Consider the following 15,199-nt stretch of genomic DNA (forward strand, 5'->3'; position numbering starts at 1 on the left):
GACACCTCCGCCCCCCTCACAATGGTCGCACCCCTCCCCCCTGACCCGACATGGCGCCCGATCTGGGCAAGCCCACCGACACCCACAATGGAAAGACATCGGCATGCCCAGTGACCACCTGATGCGGATCCACAGCCCCGAGTTCCGGGCCATGGCGGAAAGAGTCCAGCGAGCCACCGAACTCACGTCCCGCCTGAACGTCCTCCCTTTCGATGACGAGCCGGGCAAGGCAACCCTGTTCCACGAGATCCTCGGCAAGCCTCTCCCCCCGAGAACCACGATCTACCCACCCTTCTACACGGACCACGGCCTCAACCTGCACCTCGCGGAACGCGTCTTCATCAACCAGAACTGCACGTTCCTGGACTACGCCGGCATCCGCCTCGCCGAACGCGTGATGATCGGCCCCAGAGCCACCTTCATCACCGTCGGCCACCCGGTCGACCCCGAGGACCGCCGCAGCTGGCTGACCGGCGGCCCCATCGACATCGCGGAAAACGTCTGGATCGGCGCCGGCGCAACAATCCTCCCCGGCGTCACCATCGGCCACGACGCGGTGATCGCCGCGGGCGCGGTAGTGACGGAGGACGTGCCCCCGGCAACGCTGGTTACGGGCGAGAAGGCGAGGCCGCGTCGGCAGTGGTGAGGGCCGTCCGAACACCTCCGCCGGACTGGCCGGGCCGCCGGACTGTCTGGTGGCCCGTGGTCAGATCCGCCTGAGGTCAATCTCCACCGGGAAGGGGGCCAGAGCCTTGAGAAGGCCGGTGAACACGTCTCCGTCCCGGTAGGACTTCGACGCGGGACCGAGAACGTAGGTGTACACGAGGGGAACACCTGTCGCGGCCTGCTCGATCCTCCAGTAGAAGCCGATGCCTGCCTTGGCGTACTGATCGGATTTCACGATCCGATCGGTGGTCTCCGAGCCTGGCGACACAACCTCCGCGACCAGCAGCACGTGCTCGGGGCGCGTGGGAGTGATGTCGATCGTGTCCGCGCGGTACACGACGACGTCCGGGCGGCGATTGGTGAGCGGCACGTTCTGGAGCCGGACGTCGAAGCCCGTATCGGCGTTCCACTCCGGCCCCGCGGCGGCATCCAAGGCGTTCGCCAGAGTGCGGGCCAGCCGATTGTGGCGCTTGGACACACCCGGACTCGGGACGACCATTCCGTCCACGACCTCGACACCGGCGCACTGCTCCTCGGACCAGGACGCGTACTCCTCCGCCGTGATCTGCTCATGCATCCATGCCGGGACCACCATCTCGGCCGCCATGAAGCACCTCTCCGCTCGGGACATCCACTCTCCGTCCACTCACGCAAACGGCCCCGGACGAGGAGTCCGAGGCCGAGTGTGAGCCCTCCCTGGCGGAGAATCCCCCAGGTCGGAGCGGTGATGCGTTGTGCCCCCGGCAGGATTCGAACCTGCGACACCCGCTTTAGGAGAGCGGTGCTCTATCCCCTGAGCTACGAAGGCGGGGTGGCCGCAGTCGCGTGTACTGCTGTGCCGCCGTCAGTGTAGCGGGTGGTCAATTCGGGGGTGGGGGGTTGGGGCCGGGTCAGGTGATCGGGAGTGGGTTACTCGATGACGAGTTCTACCGGGATGTTGCCGCGGGTCGCCTTGGAGTAGGGGCAGTACGCGTGGGTCTTCTTGAGGAGGTCCTCGCCCGCGGGGCCCTGGAGGTGGTCCGGGAGTTCGGCGCGCATGACCACGGCCAGGGCGAAGCCGCCGTCCGTGTCCTTGCCGATGCTGACCTCGGCGGTCACCGAGACGTCCGACACGTCGATCTTCTCCTGGCGCGCGATGCTGCCCATCGCGCTCGCGAAGCAGGCCGCGTAGCCCGCGGCGAAGAGCTGCTCCGGGTTCGTGCCCTTGTCGTTGCCTCCCAGTGCCTTCGGGAAGCCGAGCGGCAGGTCGATCTGGCCGTCGGAGCTGACGGCGCGGCCCTCGCGGCCGTTGGCGGTGGCTACTGCCGTGTACAGCGCGTCCATGAGTGGTCCCGTCCTCGTTGCCGTAAGCGTGCTTGCGTCGTAAGCATTGCATGCGATTTAGTTGTGCGCAACTTAATTGGGTGCTGTTGTAGGGTGGGAGGTATGGGAGAACGCGAGGATTTTCTACGGCTCGATGATCAGATCTGCTTCTCGTTGCACGCCGCCGCGCGTGCCTTCAACAGCGTCTATCGCGCCGCGCTGAAGGATCTGGGGCTCACCTATCCCCAGTACCTCGTGATGCTCGTGCTGTGGGAGCACGGTGAGCTTCCCGTCAAGAAGATCGGCGAGCGGCTGCGGCTCGACTCCGGCACCCTTTCGCCGCTGCTCAAGCGGTTGGAGGCCGCCGGGCACGTCGAGCGGCGGCGCAGCGCCGAGGACGAGCGGTCAGTCGCCGTGCGGCTCACCGACGAGGGGCGCGCGCTGCGGGAGCGGGCCCGCGCCGTGCCCCGCGCCATCGCCGAGTCCACCGGGCTCTCCCTGGACGAGGTGCGGGACCTGCGGCTCCGGCTCAATCAGCTCACCGATGCCTTGGATGGCGGGCAGAGGTTGCGGGATTCTCGTGACTGTGTTCGTTGAGCCTTCCCGTTCCTGGCTCCGGTCCCGGGCGGGTTAGCGCGGGCGCGTTTCGAACACCTTCTCCGTCGTCGTCACCACCGCGCACTTCCCCGCCGCCCAGCGCAGCGCCATCGCGTGGTCCTCCGGTGAGAAGTCCGCGACCGCGTCGGCCACCACGAACGCCTGGATGTCCTGCATCCACGCGTCGCACGCCGTCATCAGGACGCCGATGTGGGCGTAGACGCCGGTGATGACCAACTGGTCGCGGCCCTGTGCGCGGAGGCGTGCCAGGAGGTCCGTGCGGACGAAGGCGCTGTACTTCCACTTGGTGAGGACCGTCTCGGCGGGGGCCGGGCCGATCTCGGGGGCGATCGCCGCCGCGTGGGCGTCGTCGGGCAGGCCCGGGCCCCAGAAGTCCTGCTGGAGGCCCCGTTCGGCGGGGCTCTGGCCGCCTGGCTGTGCGGTGTGGAGGACCGGGATGTCGAGGCTGGTCGCCGTCTTTTTCAACTGCGCCACGTGGGACAGGAGTTGTGGTATTGGGGGTGCCGTGCGGTCGTATGCCGAGAGGAAGTAGTTCTGCAAGTCGTGTACGAGGAGGACCGCGCGGGACGGGTCCACATGCCAGTCGACGCGGTTCGCCGGCAGCTCGTCCGCCGACGGCAGCGGGTACGGGGGGATGGCGGGGAGGGCCATGGTGGTGGGTGGTTCCGTTCAGAGAGGGGCGGGCGGGATGAGGGGTGGTTGGTTGCTACTGGAGCGAAGCCGCCCGTAGTGCCTTTTTGGAGATCTTGCCTACTCCCGTCTTCGGGAACGCCTCCACGAACTCCACGCGGTCCGGCACCTTGTACGCCGCCAGGCCCCTCTCCCGTACGAACTTCCTGATCGCCGTCGGCTTCACGGGCTCGGCGCCCTTGCGCAGGATGACGTACGCGCACGTCCTTTCGCCCAGGTAGGCGTCCGGCTCCGCGACCACGTTCGCGTCGTGCACGGACGGGTGGGCGAGGAGGTGGTTCTCGACCTCCTCGGCCGCGATCTTCTCGCCGCCGCGGTTGATCTGGTCCTTCGCCCGGCCCTCGACGACGATGTGGCCGGTCTCGGTGAGGCGTACGACGTCGCCCGTGCGGTAGAAGCCGTCCGCCGTGAAGGAGCGGGCGTTGTGCTCGGGGGCCTTCCAGTAACCGCGGATCGTGTACGGGCCGCGGGTGAGGAGGTGGCCCGTCTCGCCCGTCGGCAGGTCGTTGTCCTCGTCGTCGACCACGCGGATCTCGTCGTCCGGCGAGATCGGGCGGCCCTGCGTGGTGACGATCGTCTCCGGGTCGTCGTCCAGGCGCGTGTAGTTGACCAGGCCCTCCGCCATGCCGAAGACCTGCTGCAACGTGCAGTTCAGGGCCGGCTTCACCCGGCGCGCCACCTCCTCGCTGAACTTCGCGCCGCCCACCAGGAGTACGTCCAGGCTGCTCAAGTCGTACGCGGTGGCCGGCGCCGCCTCCGTCCAGAGCAGGGCGAGCGGCGGGACGAGGCCCGTGATCGTGACGCCCTCGGACTCGATGAGGGGGAAGGCGGTCTCGGGGCTGGGTCGGGGACAGAGGACTACGCGGGCGCCCGCGTAGAGCGCGCCTAGCGAACCGGGCGAGGAGAGCGGGAAGTTGTGGGCCGCGGGGAGGGCGACCAAGTAGACGCTGTCCTCGTCCACCGCGCACAGCTCGTTGGAGCCGCGCAGCGAGTAGATGTAGTCGTCGTGCGTGCGCGGGATCAGCTTCGGTACGCCCGTACTGCCCCCGGAGAGCTGGAGGAACGCCAGGTCGGAGGGGGTGGGAGCAACCGAAAGCCCTTCGGGTGGCGGGTCCGCGGCCACGGTCGACAGCGCCTCGAACGGGCCCGCGTCGCCCTCCGCCACGAACACGTGCCGCAGCGTCGGGACCTCGTCGACCAGCTTCGCCGCCAGGCCGCGGTAGTCGAAGCCGCCCAGCTGCTGCGGGATGACGTACGCGACCGCCTCGGTGAACTCGCAGAAGTAGCGGATCTCCGTCTCGCGGTGCGCGGGCAGCGCGAAGACCGGGAGTGCGCCGATGCGGAACAGGGCGAAAATCGTTTCGAAGAACTCCGCGATGTTGGGGAGTTGGACCACCACCTTGTCGCCCTTGGTGATGCCTCGGGCGAGGAGGCCCGCCGCCAGGCGGTCGGCCCCGCGGTCCAGTTCCCCGTACGTCCAGCGGCGCGCCGGCGTGCCGGTGGAGCCCGGGTCCACGATCGCCACGCGGTCCGGGTGCTCGGCGGCCCTCTCGCGGAGCATCCCGCCGAAGGTCTCGCCCCGCCACCAGCCCGCGGCGCGGTAGCGCTCCGCGAAGTCGGCGGGCCAGGTGGGGGCGTCCGGTGCGTTCGGTGCGTTCGGTGCGTCCGGTGCGTTCGGCTCCGTGGTCACAGCTCAGCCCCCACCGCGTTGAGGAACGTACGGAACTTCGCGCCCGTCTCCGCGGTCTCCGCCGCCGGGTCCGACGCGGCGACCACGCCCGCTCCCGCGTACAGCCGCAGGCTGCGTTCCTCCGCCTCCGCGCAGCGGATGGTGACCACCCACTCGCCGTCGCCGTGCGCGTCGCCCCAGCCGACCACACCCGTGAAGAAGCCGCGGTCGAACGGTTCCGTCTCGCGGATCACCTCCCGCGCCGTCGCCGTCGGCGTGCCGCACACCGCCGGTGTGGGGTGCAGCGCGCAGGCCAGTTCGAGGGCCGAGGTGTCGGGCGAGGCGAGCGTGCCGGTCACCGTCGTGGACAGGTGCCACATCGTCGCCGTGCGGACGAGGGTGGGGCGGGGCGGGACCGTCAGGTCCGTGCAGAAGGAGGCGAGCGCCTGGTGCACGCCGTCCACCACGACGGAGTGCTCGTGCAGGTCCTTCGCCGACTCCAGGAGCGCGGCCGCGCGGCGCACGTCCTCGGCGAGGTCGTCGCTGCGGGGAGTCGAACCCGCCAGGGGGTTCGCGACGACGTGGTCCCCGTGGCGCGAGACGAGCAGCTCGGGGCTGGCGCCGATGAGGGTACGGCCGGGGGCCGTCGGCAGCGCGAAGGTGTAGCCGGACGGGTCGCGGCGGGCCAGGCGCTGGAGCATCGCGGGGAGGTCCAGCGGGGCGGGCGCGGTGAGTTCGAGGGTGCGGGCGAGGACGACCTTGCTGAAGTCGCCGCGCCACATGCGCGCGACGGCGGCGGCCACGCCGGCGCCGTACTCCTCGGGGGTCGGCACCGGGCGGATCCGCCAGCCCGTGGCGTCCGCGGTCTCCGTGGGCAGTGCGATCAGCGGGTCCGCGGCGAGGGGTGGGGCGGCGCGGAGGGTTTCGGGGACCGTCAGTGCGGCGGGCGCGGTGTGGTCGAAGGGGACCGCGCCGATGACGTACGGCTCGGTGCTGCCGGCGCGGCGTGCTTCGGTGAGGGCTTCGGTGACGCGGTGCGGCAAGGGTCTTTCGTCGTGGGGGACGTTGGCGTGGGTGCCGGTGACCAGCAGGGTGCGGGTGGGGGTTGCGAGGAAGCTTGCGGGTGGGGTGTAGGCGGAGAGGAGTGACGTGGCTGCGCCTACGACTGGGTTGGACTGTTCGGTCGTCGTGACGTGCTGGGGGTGCGGGGTGTGCGGGGCGACCTCGGGTGCCGTCGACACAGTGGCTCCAATGCTCGGGTGCGGGTCGGTGCAGGGGGTATCGGATGCGGTGCGTGGGGGGTGCGTGCGCCTCGGGTGCGTCGTGGGGCGGGGCTGCGGGGGTATGTGCGTACTCGCCATCCCTGCGCCGCGGCACACGGACTAAAGGCGCCGATGTGCGCTCGGTGCTCCGTTCGCACATACCCCCACGTCCCCTCGGGCGCGCTCGCGGCTGCCCGGCCGGTGGGGGCCGGCGTGCCCGGTCGCGGCGCGGCCGGTGGTCAGCGCAGGGTCGCACCGCCGTCCACGTACAGCTCCTGGAGCGTGATGTGGCGGGCGCGGTCCGAGGCGAGGAAGAGGACCGCGTCCGCGACGTCCTGGGGGGTGGCGATGCGGCCGAGGGGGATGCCCGTGCGGTACGTCTCCAGGTTGCCGTCGAGGACGGCGGCGGGGGCCTCGGTGGCGGTGGCGGGCCAGAGGGCGCGCTGCATGGCGGTGTCCGTGGTGCCGGGGGCCACGACGTTGCAGCGGACGCCGCTGCGGGCGATCTCCAGGCCGAGGCACTTGGTGAACATCGCGGCGGCCGCCTTGGACGCGGCGTACGCGGCCATGCCGGTCCGGGGGATGCCCGCGGCGTTGGAGCCGACGGTGACGATGCAGCCGGAGCCGCGCGCCGTCATGTGGGAGGCGGCGGCGCGGGAGGTGTGGAAGACGCCCGTGGCGTTCACGGCGAACGTGTCGGCCCAGTCGGCGTCGGTGAGTTCGGTGGCGGGGCCGCCGTGCAGGACGCCCGCCACGTTCACGAGGACGTCGAGGGCGCCGTGGTCGCGGACGGTGTCGGCGATCAGCGACCTGACTGTGGTGGCGTCGGTGACGTCCATGACCCGGGGCGTGATCGTTCCCGTGGACGCGGCGGCCAGTTCTTCGATGCCGTGCGCGTCGCGGTCGGTGGCGACGACGTGTGCGCCACGGGCGGCGAGCGCGGTGGCCACGGCTGCGCCGATGCCCTGGCCCGCGCCGGTCACCAGAGCCGTGCGCCCGGCGAACTCGCCTTCGGCGTCCGGCTCGTTCCGTATGTGCTCAGGCATGCGTGAGCTACCTCCCCGGAGTTCAGTTAGGGAAGCCTAACCTAACTTATGGCAGGAAGGGATCTTGACGGACCGGTGCCGTGGGGCGGTGCGTGTGTTACCTTGCGAGTGGTACGTGTGTACGCCCCTCTCTTCGGGGCGCCCGTGCCGGATCCTCTTCTCCCGGTCCGCCGGGATCTGTCAGGCCCGCTTTCGGCCTTCAACGCACTGTCCGCCTTGTGGCAGTGCTCTTTTCGTCCGCTGTGTGCGGGGCGTGTCATCGCCGCCCCCTCGCCGGGCCTCTCTCCCGCGTATTCCCGCGAATTTCGCGCATGTCCTTGAAAGGACGCCCACTGTGACTGTTACAGCAACCGAATCTTTGTCCGCCGGTCGTGTCGGCTCAACTGCCTCTGCGTGTGAGGGGGTTCTCGACGTCCAGCGTGATGGGCGTGGCTTCCTGCGGGGTGGCAGCCTTCTGCCGGGGAAGGGTGACGTGCAGGTGCCCGCCGCCGTCGTACGTCAACTCGGGCTGCGAGCCGGGGACTTCGTCACCGGTGTGTGCGGGCGGCCCGGTGTGCTCGCCGGGGCCGAGCTGGTCAACGGAGGCTCCGTCGCGGAGTTGCGTGGCCGGCCGCGGTTCGGCGAGCTGACGCCTCTGCATCCCCGCGAACGGCTCCGCCTCGAGGTGGAGGGCGGGCCCGTCGCCGGGCGTCTCGTCGATCTCGTCGCGCCCGTCGGCAAGGGGCAGCGCGGCCTGATCGTCGCCCCGCCGAAGACCGGCAAGACCGTGCTGCTCCAGCAGATCGCCGCCGCGGTCGCCCGGAACCACCCCGAGTGCCATCTCATGGTCGTCCTCCTCGACGAGCGGCCCGAGGAGGTCACCGACATGCGGCGTTCGGTCCGCGGCGAGGTGCTGGCCTCGACCTTCGACCGGCCCGCCAAGGAGCACATCGCCCTCGCCGAACTCGCCGTCGAGCGGGCCAAGCGCCTGGTCGAGGAGGGGCGCGACGTCGTCATGCTCTTCGACTCGCTGACGCGGCTGTGCCGGGCGTACAACAACGCGGCCACCGGCGGCGGCCGTACCCTCAGCGGCGGTGTCGACGCCGCCGCCGTGCAGGGGCCGAAGCGGCTCTTCGGGGCCGCGCGCCTCACCGAGGAGGGCGGCTCCCTGACCATGCTCGCGACCGCGCTCGTGGAGACCGGATCGCGCGCCGACGACTACTACTTCGAAGAGTTGAAGAGCACCGGCAACATGGAGCTGCGGCTCGACCGCGGCATCGCCGGCCGACGTGTCTTCCCGGCTGTCGACGTGGTTCCGTCCGGCACCCGGCGCGAGGAACTGCTGGTGCCGGAGGAGGAGTTGAGTGCCGTACGCGGATTGCGGCGGGCTCTGCACGGGAGGGACCAGCAGGGCGCCTTGGAGGCGCTGCTCGACCGGGTCAGGAAGACGCCGAGCAACGCCGCGTTCCTGCGGCAGGTGCGGCAGACCGTGCCCGGCGCGCAGCCGTGACGGTGCTACGGACGCGTCACGCGCACGCGGTAGTCGCCGTCGTCGGTCGCTCCCGTCACCGTGACCCGCACCCCCGTCTTGCGGTCCGTGAACGTCTCGCCGATGCCGTAGGTCGCGTCGGAGAGCTCCGCGTGGACGTTGGGGCGGCGGGTGCAGCCGCCGCTGTCGGGTGCGGCGTCGGAGACCGTGACCGGGCCGTGGCCGGTGTCGACCTCCGCGTCCACGCGGTAGACGAGCACGCCGGGCTTGCAGACCGCCTCGTCGTTGCCGCCGCGGGTGCGGGCCTCGATCGCGTACCCCGTCTTCTCGCTCAGCGGGGCGAACGCCAGCTTCCGGCCGCCGGAGCGGGCCAGTGGGGACAGGACGTGCTCGGTCGTGCCGGAGTTCGCGGCGCAGCCGATCTGGTCGTCGTCGAGCCAGCCCAGCTTCCACTTGTGCCAGGCCAGCAGGTCGTTGTTGGCGCCCCAGTCCTCGCTCATGATGTCCCAGTGCCCGACCGCGCCGCCGCCGTCCTGCGTGTAGAGGTCGGGCAGGCCGAAGACGTGGCCGTTCTCGTGCGGCAGGACGCGGTAGCCCGTCTCGTGGTAGCTGCCCGAGCCGTCGTCCTGGCGGCTGTAGACGAAGGACGCGTTGGAGACGGGGACGCCGTCCGCGACCGGCGCCTCGTGGTTGCCCGCGAAGGTCACCGACAGGACGGTGTCGAGGGCGGAGGGGCCCGCGTTCGGGGTGATCAGGATGTTCACGAGGTCGTACGTCCGGAAGTCCACGTCCGGGTCGGCGGCCGCCACGATGTCCTCGACGAGCCGCCGGTAGCCGGGGTCGAAGGGGGCGCCGCGCTCTATCCCGTACTCCTTGAACGTCTTCGGCATCCGCAGCCAGTCGGGTACGGGGGATTCCGGGCGGTAGTCGAGGCGCCCGTACGAACTGGTGCGGAACCACTGCGAGGTCTGCGGGAAGAACTCCGCGAGGCGGTCCATCGCACTGCCCTGACCCGGCGCGTCGGAGAAGTCCACCATGAGGTTCAGGGCCCGGACGGTGCCGGTGGAGCGCGAGTAGCCGGGCGGTGTGGGCACGCCCTCCGACATCTGTACGCCCAGCGTGCCGCTGATCATGCAAGGGCCGAGAGCGGTGCTCCGGGAGAGGGAGACCGGGCCCGCCGCGCTCGGCGCGTCCGCCATCAGGCGTCCGGTGCTCGCCGACGTGGTGACCGCGAGGGCCAGCGCGGCGCCGGAGGCCAGGGCGATGCCGCGGCGGGCGGGGCGTATCCGGCGCCGGGTCGGCTGCATGCGTGGGCCCTCCACTCCGCGGCAGCCGCCGGTCCTGGCTGCACCCTGTCCGGTCAGCCTGTGACGGCGGGTGCGCGGGCGCTCGTTGGGTGCGACCGATCGAGGGTTTCCCGGTGAAGGGGTGTGACTCAGGTCACGTAAATTGGGCATCCTGGCGGAAATATCCGGGGAGTCTCTCCCCGTTTAGAAGTGTGTCCGCATGAACCGGGGACTTACTCCCCACATCGCGGGCCCAGGGCCGAAAGCGGGCCCCGGAACCAGCAGTCGACCGAACCGAGGAGCAGCCGTGGACACCGCCACCGCCCCGCAGCGCCGAGTCACCCGCCCGCGGGCCGACGCCCTGCGCAACCGGGAGCGGATCGTCGCCGCCGCACGCGAGATGTTCGTGGAGTACGGAGCAGACGTACCCCTCGACGAGGTCGCGCGCCGGGCCGGCGTCGGCAACGCCACGGTGTACCGCAACTTCGCCGACCGCGCCGAGCTGGTGCGCGAGGTCGTCCGCACGGTCACGGACCGCGTCGCGGACCTCGCCGAGCGGGGCATCGCCACGGCGGACGCCGACGAGGGCGCCGCCTTCGCGGCGCTGCGCACCTTCGTGCACGCTGCGGTCGACGAGCGGATCGGCGCCATGTGCCCGATGCTCGCGCCGGACTTCGACCCCTTCCACCCCGATCTGCTCGACGCCCGCGAACGGCTGGAGCGCTCCATCGAAGGCCTCATGGAGCGGGCCCGCGCGGCGGGACAGCTGCGCACCGACATCGACGTCGGTGACCTGATGGTCGCCCTCTCCCAGCTCACCCGGCCGCTGCCGGGCACGGCCTGCGTGGGCATGGACAGCTTCATCCACCGTCATCTCCAGCTGTTCCTGGACGGCCTGATGACGCCCGCCCGGTCCGAGCTGCCGGGGGAGGCGGCGACGCTGAAGGATCTCCGCCGGCACTGACCCGCTCCGCCGAACCCGCCTCTCTGCACCACCCCTATCACCACCCCTTTTTTTCCGTTTTAGTTCACTCCGTACCGCTAGGTGGCTACCCCTATGTCCGAAACAGCCCTCAAGCCCGACTCAGGGCCAGACGCCAACCGCTGGAAGGCGCTCGTCTTCATCGCCCTCGCGCAGCTGATGGTCGTGCTCGACGCGACCATCGTGAACATCGCGCTGCCCTCCGCCCAGGAGGACCTCGGCATATCCGACGGCAACCGCCAGTGGGTCATCACGGCCTACGCGCTCGCCTTCGGCGGCCTGCTGCTCTTCGGTGGCCGCATCTCCGACCTGTGGGGCCGCAAGCGCACCTTCGTGACCGGCCTGATCGGCTTCGCCGCGGCCTCCGCGCTCGGCGGCGCCGCGACCGGTGAGGCCATGATGCTGGGCGCCCGCGCCCTCCAGGGTGTGTTCGGCGCGCTGCTTGCGCCCGCCGCCCTCTCGCTGCTCGCGGTGATGTTCACCGACGCCAAGGAGCGCGCCAAGGCCTTCGGCATCTACGGCGCGATCGCCGGTGGCGGCGGCGCCGTCGGCCTCATCCTCGGCGGCTTCCTCACCGAGTACCTGAACTGGCGCTGGACCTTCTTCGTCAACATCCCGTTCGCGGTGGTCGCCGCGCTCGGCGCGTACTTCGTCATCCGTGAGCCGGCCGGCGGCCGCAACCGCTCGCCGCTCGACATCCCCGGCGTGGTCCTCTCCACCCTCGGCCTGGTCGCGCTGGTCTACGGCTTCACGCGCGCCGAGTCCGACGGCTGGTCGGACTCCGTGACCGTCGCCATGTTCGTGGCGTCGGCCGTGCTGCTCGCCGCGTTCGTCCTCACCGAGGCCAAGGTCAAGTCGCCGCTGCTGCCGCTGCGCGTCCTGACCGAGCGCAACCGCGGTGGCGTCTACCTGTCGCTCGGCCTCGCCGTCATCGCGATGTTCGGCCTGTTCCTGTTCCTCACGTACTACCTCCAGATCGTCGAGGGCTACTCGCCGGTCAAGACCGGCTTCGCCTTCCTGCCGATGATCGCGGGCATGATCGTGGGCTCCACGCAGATCGGCGCCCGTCTGATGACGCGCGTCCCGCCGCGGCTGCTGATGGGTCCGGGCTTCCTGCTCGCCGCCGTCGGCATGCTGCTCCTGACGCAGCTGGAGGTCGGCTCCTCGTACACCGGGCTGATCATGCCGGCGCAGCTGATGCTCGGCCTCGGCATGGGTACGGCGTTCATGCCCGCCATGTCGCTCGCCACGCACGGCGTCGAGGCCCGTGACGCCGGTGTCGCCTCCGCGATGGTCAACACCTCGCAGCAGGTCGGCGGCGCCATCGGCACGGCGCTCCTGAACACCATCGCCGCCTCCGCGACCTCCGCGTACATCGCGGACCACGCGGCCGGCGCCGCCAACCCCAAGCTCGTCCAGGCGCAGGCCATGGTCGAGGGCTACACCAGCGCCATCTGGTGGGCGGTCGGCATCCTGGTCGTCTCCGCGCTGATCGCGGCGACGTTCATCAACACCGGCCACCAGGGCGGCGCCGCCGCCTCGGGCGGTTCGGTGGACGGCGCCGAGGACGAGGTGAAGATCCCGGTGATGGCCCACTGACCCGACCCTTTCCCGGGTAGCACCTAGCGGAGCCAGGGGAGGTCCGCACCGGCCTCCTTGGGCTGAAGTCCCTCGGCGACGATCGTCATGATCTCGCCGAGGGACTTCTGCTGTTCCGGGGTGAGCCGGTCGAAGAGGGCCTGGCGGACGGCGGTGACATGACCGGGGGCGGTCCTGCGCAGCACCTCGAAGCCCTCGTCGGTGAGTATCGCCAGCTGCCCGCGCTTGTCGGAGGGACAGTCCTCGCGGCGTACCCAGCCGCTCTTCTCCAGGCGGGCCACCGCGTGCGAGAGACGGGACCGGGTGATCTTCATGGTCTTGGCCAGCTCGGTCATCCGCAGCCGCCGCCGGGGGGCGTCGGACAGCTGGACCAGGAGGCCGTAGTACATGTGCGGCATGCCCGCGTCGCGCTGGAGCTGACGGTCGAGGAAGTCGTCGAGGAGGGTGGTCGCCTGGAGATACGCCCGCCAGACGCGCTGCTCGTCGCCGTCCAGCCAGTGCGGCTCGCCGGCCGGGGGAGGGGTCGCTGCCATATCCATGTACTCCACTGTACGAGGCCCTTCCTTGAAGTTTGAACAAACCGTGCGTACGGTTGAGCGGATAGCTTGAGGTTTCAAGTACTCACGCTCGGCACTCTCCCTCTGCTCCCTCCCTCCCACGTTCCGCCCGCCCGGAGGTTCGCGATGACCCGCATGCCCGCCCTGTACCTCAGCCACGGCGCCCCGCCGCTCGCCGACGACCCCGTCTGGCCCGGCGAACTGGCCGCCTGGTCCGCGGAGCTGCCGCGCCCCACGGCGATCCTCATGGTCTCCGCCCACTGGGAGGAGGCACCGCTGGCCCTCTCCGCCACCGAGACCCTGCCCCTCGTGTACGACTTCTGGGGCTTCCCCGAGCGCTACTACCAGGTGACGTACGCCGCGCCCGGCGCACCCGCACTCGCCGCCTCCGTACGCAAGCTCCTGCACGCCCCCGGCACGCCCGTGCAGGACGTGCCGGACCGCGGGCTCGACCACGGCGCGTACGTCCCGCTCGTGGAGATGTACCCGGGCGCCGACATCCCCGTCCTCCAGATCTCCCTGCCGACCCTCGACCCGCGCCGCCTCATGGACATCGGCCGCAAGCTGGCGCCGCTGCGCGACGAGGGCGTGCTGATCGTCGGCAGCGGCTTCTTCACGCACAACCTCGCCGCGCTGCGCCACGGCGGGGTGCCCGGCTGGTCGGCCGAGTTCGACGCCTGGGGGCACGAGGCCCTGGAGGCGGGCGACGTGGACGCGCTGCTCGACTTCGGGCACAAGTCGCCGGCCGGGCAACTCGCCCACCCGCGCACCGAGCACTTCGCACCCCTCTTCGTCACACTCGGCGCGGCCGAGGCGGTGGGAGACCTCGACGGACAGCGCAGTGTGATCGACGGTTTCTGGATGGGCCTGGCGAAGAGGTCGGTGCAGTTCGGCTGAGGTTCCCTCAAGGGGTGCCGGGGGGCTTCTAAGGGGCGCGGGGAACTGCGCGACCAGCCACAACACACCCGCAGCCGAAAAGAAGCACGCCCGGCCCCCTACGCGAGCGGCACGCTGAGCTCCACGGCCCGCAGGGCGGCCGCCAAGGCCTGCTCGTCCCCGACGTCCAGCACCGTATCCGTCAACTTGATCACGTGCTCGTCCCCGTGTGCGAGCGCCCGCTCGAAGACCTCCTCAGCGGTGAAGGCGCCCGGCGACACATACGCCACCGGCCCGTCCGGCGCGTACATGGCGGTGATCGCCGCCGACACCGTCCACGCGGCGTGCAGACTCGGCACCCACAGGGCGCGGGGGAGCGCGGGCAGGGCGCGCAGCACGGCGTTGGGCGCGGTCGCCGCGTGCACCAGCATCGTCTCGTCGCCGTGGCCGTGCGTGACGTACCGGTGGGTGGCCGCCCGCACCAGCTCCGTCAGCCGGCGCCCGGCCTCCTCCGGGTCGTCCACCGTGCCCGCCCACACCGGCAGCCCCTCCACCCGGCCGAGCCGCGCCGGGAAACCGCCGTCGGCCCGGTTCGCGATGGGCGGCACCGCTTCGAGCGCGGCCGCGGCGCTGTCGGCGCCCGGCAGCGGGGCGACACCGGCGAGCGGGTGGTGGCGGGCGGCCCAGTAGCCGAGGCCGTGCGCGAGCTCGGTGAGACGCGGCTCGGTCACCCCGCCCGCCCGACCGCGCCCCGCCTCCGCGTCGCTCCCCTCCAGGGTGCGCACGGCGTGGCCCACCCGGATCACCGGGTGCGCCGACCCGCCGTACAGACCGGGCAGCAGCCGTGGCCACCACTGGGCGAGCACGTCGCGCCACGGCCGGGCCTCGATCTCCCGGCCGAAGTACGCGATCCAGTCGGCGGCGCGGCGCGGGTCACCCAGGGCGGCTCGCCAGTTCACGTCGGTGACCGGCTCGAACGGGGCGGGGAACTCCTCCAGCTTGGAGGCGTAAAGATCAAGCCACCGGTGGACGGCCCGGGACTGCCCGTGCGCGGCGAGCGCCTCGACGGCCATCGGGGCGTGGTTGGTGAGCCGTCCGAGACGCTCGGGACCGGAGGTGTGCAACCGTTGCAGGGCTTCGTCGAGGATTCCTGTGGTGTCGTCCATGCGGGGACGGTA

Annotated in this window: 15 protein-coding genes and 1 tRNA gene; 6 read left to right on the forward strand and 10 right to left on the reverse strand. The window is 71.1% G+C overall.

Features of this window, described 5'->3' with window-relative positions; translation table 11 throughout:
- Positions 1 to 103: 103 nt before the first annotated feature.
- Positions 104 to 646 (forward strand): sugar O-acetyltransferase, encoded by a 543-nt coding sequence (locus ACZ4Z4_RS13670; RefSeq protein WP_468326523.1) that lies wholly within the window; start codon positions 104 to 106, stop codon positions 644 to 646.
- A 60-nt stretch (positions 647 to 706) separates the two neighbouring features.
- On the opposite strand, the gene ACZ4Z4_RS13675 is transcribed toward ACZ4Z4_RS13670, so the two are convergent.
- The 3 genes from ACZ4Z4_RS13675 to ACZ4Z4_RS13685 all read right to left on the reverse strand — a co-directional run bounded on the left by ACZ4Z4_RS13675 (position 707) and on the right by ACZ4Z4_RS13685 (position 1,989).
- Positions 707 to 1,273: a Uma2 family endonuclease gene (locus tag ACZ4Z4_RS13675; RefSeq protein WP_468326524.1), complete on the reverse strand. Its 567-nt coding sequence runs from the start codon at positions 1,271 to 1,273 to the stop codon at positions 707 to 709.
- A 128-nt stretch (positions 1,274 to 1,401) separates the two neighbouring features.
- Positions 1,402 to 1,474: transfer RNA gene (locus ACZ4Z4_RS13680), tRNA-Arg, on the reverse strand.
- 101 nt (positions 1,475 to 1,575) lie between these two features.
- The gene (locus ACZ4Z4_RS13685) at positions 1,576 to 1,989 is read right to left on the reverse strand and encodes an organic hydroperoxide resistance protein (protein WP_468326526.1); all 414 of its coding nucleotides are present in this window, start codon (positions 1,987 to 1,989) and stop codon (positions 1,576 to 1,578) included.
- Between the two features lie 102 nt (positions 1,990 to 2,091).
- Here ACZ4Z4_RS13685 and ACZ4Z4_RS13690 point away from each other — a divergent pair, with 102 nt between their 5' ends.
- Positions 2,092 to 2,565: a MarR family winged helix-turn-helix transcriptional regulator gene (locus ACZ4Z4_RS13690; protein ID WP_468326528.1), complete on the forward strand. Its 474-nt coding sequence runs from the start codon at positions 2,092 to 2,094 to the stop codon at positions 2,563 to 2,565.
- A gap of 33 nt (positions 2,566 to 2,598) precedes the next feature.
- Here ACZ4Z4_RS13690 and ACZ4Z4_RS13695 read toward each other — a convergent pair whose 3' ends face one another.
- From ACZ4Z4_RS13695 to ACZ4Z4_RS13710, 4 genes are all read right to left on the reverse strand, one after another.
- Positions 2,599 to 3,237 (reverse strand): isochorismatase family protein, encoded by a 639-nt coding sequence (locus tag ACZ4Z4_RS13695; RefSeq protein WP_468326529.1) that lies wholly within the window; start codon positions 3,235 to 3,237, stop codon positions 2,599 to 2,601.
- A 55-nt stretch (positions 3,238 to 3,292) separates the two neighbouring features.
- Positions 3,293 to 4,966, reverse strand: a complete 1,674-nt coding sequence (locus ACZ4Z4_RS13700; protein WP_468326531.1) for a (2,3-dihydroxybenzoyl)adenylate synthase — start codon at positions 4,964 to 4,966, stop codon at positions 3,293 to 3,295.
- Positions 4,963 to 6,186 carry an isochorismate synthase DhbC gene (gene dhbC, locus ACZ4Z4_RS13705; protein ID WP_468326533.1) on the reverse strand — a complete coding sequence of 408 codons (1,224 nt, stop codon included), beginning with the start codon at positions 6,184 to 6,186 and terminating at the stop codon, positions 4,963 to 4,965. Before dhbC ends, ACZ4Z4_RS13700 begins: the two co-directional genes overlap by 4 nt.
- A gap of 260 nt (positions 6,187 to 6,446) precedes the next feature.
- On the reverse strand, positions 6,447 to 7,253 hold the full coding sequence (locus tag ACZ4Z4_RS13710; RefSeq protein ID WP_468326535.1) for a 2,3-dihydro-2,3-dihydroxybenzoate dehydrogenase: 807 nt from the start codon (positions 7,251 to 7,253) through the stop codon (positions 6,447 to 6,449).
- A gap of 244 nt (positions 7,254 to 7,497) precedes the next feature.
- Between ACZ4Z4_RS13710 and rho the strand changes: the two genes are divergently transcribed.
- Positions 7,498 to 8,742 carry a transcription termination factor Rho gene (gene rho / locus ACZ4Z4_RS13715; RefSeq protein ID WP_468326536.1) on the forward strand — a complete coding sequence of 415 codons (1,245 nt, stop codon included), beginning with the start codon at positions 7,498 to 7,500 and terminating at the stop codon, positions 8,740 to 8,742.
- A 5-nt stretch (positions 8,743 to 8,747) separates the two neighbouring features.
- On the opposite strand, the gene ACZ4Z4_RS13720 is transcribed toward rho, so the two are convergent.
- Positions 8,748 to 10,028: a M6 family metalloprotease domain-containing protein gene (locus ACZ4Z4_RS13720; protein WP_468326538.1), complete on the reverse strand. Its 1,281-nt coding sequence runs from the start codon at positions 10,026 to 10,028 to the stop codon at positions 8,748 to 8,750.
- 286 nt (positions 10,029 to 10,314) lie between these two features.
- Here ACZ4Z4_RS13720 and ACZ4Z4_RS13725 point away from each other — a divergent pair, with 286 nt between their 5' ends.
- Positions 10,315 to 10,971: a TetR/AcrR family transcriptional regulator gene (locus ACZ4Z4_RS13725; protein ID WP_468326540.1), complete on the forward strand. Its 657-nt coding sequence runs from the start codon at positions 10,315 to 10,317 to the stop codon at positions 10,969 to 10,971.
- 93 nt (positions 10,972 to 11,064) lie between these two features.
- The gene (locus ACZ4Z4_RS13730; RefSeq protein ID WP_468326541.1) at positions 11,065 to 12,588 is read left to right on the forward strand and encodes an MFS transporter; all 1,524 of its coding nucleotides are present in this window, start codon (positions 11,065 to 11,067) and stop codon (positions 12,586 to 12,588) included.
- Between the two features lie 23 nt (positions 12,589 to 12,611).
- On the opposite strand, the gene ACZ4Z4_RS13735 is transcribed toward ACZ4Z4_RS13730, so the two are convergent.
- On the reverse strand, positions 12,612 to 13,127 hold the full coding sequence (locus tag ACZ4Z4_RS13735; RefSeq protein ID WP_468326543.1) for a MarR family winged helix-turn-helix transcriptional regulator: 516 nt from the start codon (positions 13,125 to 13,127) through the stop codon (positions 12,612 to 12,614).
- Between the two features lie 144 nt (positions 13,128 to 13,271).
- Between ACZ4Z4_RS13735 and ACZ4Z4_RS13740 the strand changes: the two genes are divergently transcribed.
- Complete coding sequence (locus ACZ4Z4_RS13740) at positions 13,272 to 14,042, forward strand: dioxygenase family protein (RefSeq protein ID WP_468326544.1); 771 nt, start codon at positions 13,272 to 13,274, stop codon at positions 14,040 to 14,042.
- Between the two features lie 98 nt (positions 14,043 to 14,140).
- Here the strand turns inward: ACZ4Z4_RS13740 and ACZ4Z4_RS13745 are convergent, their stop codons facing one another.
- Positions 14,141 to 15,187: a questin oxidase family protein gene (locus ACZ4Z4_RS13745; RefSeq protein WP_468326545.1), complete on the reverse strand. Its 1,047-nt coding sequence runs from the start codon at positions 15,185 to 15,187 to the stop codon at positions 14,141 to 14,143.
- Positions 15,188 to 15,199 lie beyond the last annotated feature (12 nt).

Source organism: Streptomyces sp. NPDC030245 (assembly GCF_055572995.1).